Source organism: Trueperaceae bacterium, assembly GCA_019454765.1.
GTDB lineage: Bacteria > Deinococcota > Deinococci > Deinococcales > Trueperaceae > JAAYYF01.
On the sequence record JACFNR010000040.1, the window covers coordinates 1 to 1,760 of the forward strand.

Consider the following 1,760-nt stretch of genomic DNA (forward strand, 5'->3'; position numbering starts at 1 on the left):
GACCACCCGGCGCCTTCTCTCGTGCCGCACGCGCCGTCCGTGACCGACCCGCGTGCGTGCTAGTCTTGCCTGATGCTCAGGTACGTTAGCGCCGGCGAGTCGCACGGTCCCGCTCTCACCATCATCCTCGACGGGGTGCCCGCGGGCCTCCCCCTCACGACCGTCGACCACGTCGACCCGTGGTTGCGGCGCCGCCAGGGCGGTTACGGTCGCGGGCAGCGCATGGTCATCGAGCAGGATCGCGCGGTCTTCAAGGGGGGCGTTCGGGCGGGTCGCACCACCGGGGCGCCCGTCGCCATGGAGATCGTCAACCGCGACTGGGCGAACTGGCACGACGTCATGGCGGTGGAGCCGGGCGGCGAGCCGCGCAAGCGCGCCGTGACGCAGCCGCGGCCGGGTCACGCCGACCTGGCGGGCGGTGTGAAGTACGGCCACAAGGACCTCCGCGACGTGCTGGAGCGCGCTTCGGCGCGCGAGACGGCGGCGCGCGTGGCGGCGGGCGCCGTGGCGCTCCGCCTGCTAGAGGAGTTGGGCGTCGCGGCCTGCGCCCGCGTCATCAGCCTGGGCGGGATCGATTGCGGCGGCACCATGGACTGGGCGCGCGTCGCGGACCTCGACGCCTCGCCCCTGCGGTGCTTCGACGCGGACGCCGAGGAGCGCATCGTCGACCTCATCGACGCGGCCAAGGTGCAGGGCGACACCCTCGGCGGCGTGGTGGAGGCGCGCTTCAGGGGCGTGCCGGTGGGCCTCGGCAGCTACGTTCAGTGGGACCGCAAGCTGGACGGGCAGTTGGCGCAGGCCGTGATGAGCATCCCGGCCATCAAGGGCATGGAGATCGGCGACGGGTGGCGCGCCGCCACCCTGCCCGGCAGTCAGGTGCACGACGCCATCGTGGGAGGCGGCGCGCGCTACGACCGCGCCACGAACCGCTCGGGCGGCCTGGAGGGCGGCATGACGAACGGCGAGGAGCTGGTGGTGCGGGCCGCCATGAAGCCGATCGCCACCCTCATGCGGCCCCTGCCGACCGTCGACGTGGTCACGCACGCGCCGGCCGACGCCTCGCGCGAACGCTCCGACGTCACGGCCGTGCCGGCCGCCTCCATCGTGGTCCTGGCCATGTGCGCCCTGACCCTGGCGAACGCCGCGGCCGACAAGTTCGGGGCCGACACGTTGCTGGAGATGCGACAACGGCTGGAAGCACACCGCGCCTACACGGCAGCGTACTGAGGAGCCCCCGCCATGTCGACCGGCCGCAGGCACCTCCCGCCCGAGCGCGTGGTCACGTGGTTGGCCATGGCGGGCTTCATGGGCACGGGCAAGAGCCGTATCGGCTGGGAGCTGTCGCGCCGCCTGCAGCTCACGTTCATCGACACCGACCGCGTGATCGAGCGCGTTGCCTGCATGCGCATCCCCGACCTCTTCGAGTTGTACGGCGAGGGCGTGTTCCGCGACTACGAGACCGAGGTGGTGAGGCGCTCAGTGCGCCTCGACGAGGTGGTCATCTCGACCGGCGGCGGCACGGTGGTGCGCCCGGAGAACCGCGCCCTGTTGCGGGCGCGGGGGCCGGTGGTGGTGCTCACCGCCAGCCCCGAGACCATATTCCGACGCACCCGGCGGCACCGCCGGCCGATGCTCGAGCACGAGGACCCGCTGGCGCGCATAGGCGAGTTGATGGCGGCGCGCCAGCCGGCGTACGACGAGGTGGCCTCGTTCAAGGTCTCCACGGACGGGCGCCACTCGGCGGAGGTCGTCGAGGAGAT

At 72.7% G+C, this 1,760-nt stretch carries 2 protein-coding genes; both read left to right on the plus strand.

Annotated elements, in window-relative coordinates:
• The first annotated feature begins 72 nt into the window (after window positions 1-72).
• Complete coding sequence (gene aroC / locus H3C53_10455; protein MBW7917087.1) at window positions 73-1,227, plus strand: chorismate synthase; 1,155 nt, start codon at window positions 73-75, stop codon at window positions 1,225-1,227.
• Window positions 1,228-1,239: 12 nt separating this feature from the next.
• A partial coding sequence (locus H3C53_10460) for a shikimate kinase (protein ID MBW7917088.1) occupies window positions 1,240-1,760 on the plus strand: 521 nt, incomplete at its 3' end.

Excerpts from the sequence above, each read along its gene's own strand:
- aroC (MBW7917087.1), top strand. The coding sequence starts at position 73 with ATGCTCAGGTACGTTAGCGCCGGCGAGTCGCACGGTCCCGCTCTCACC.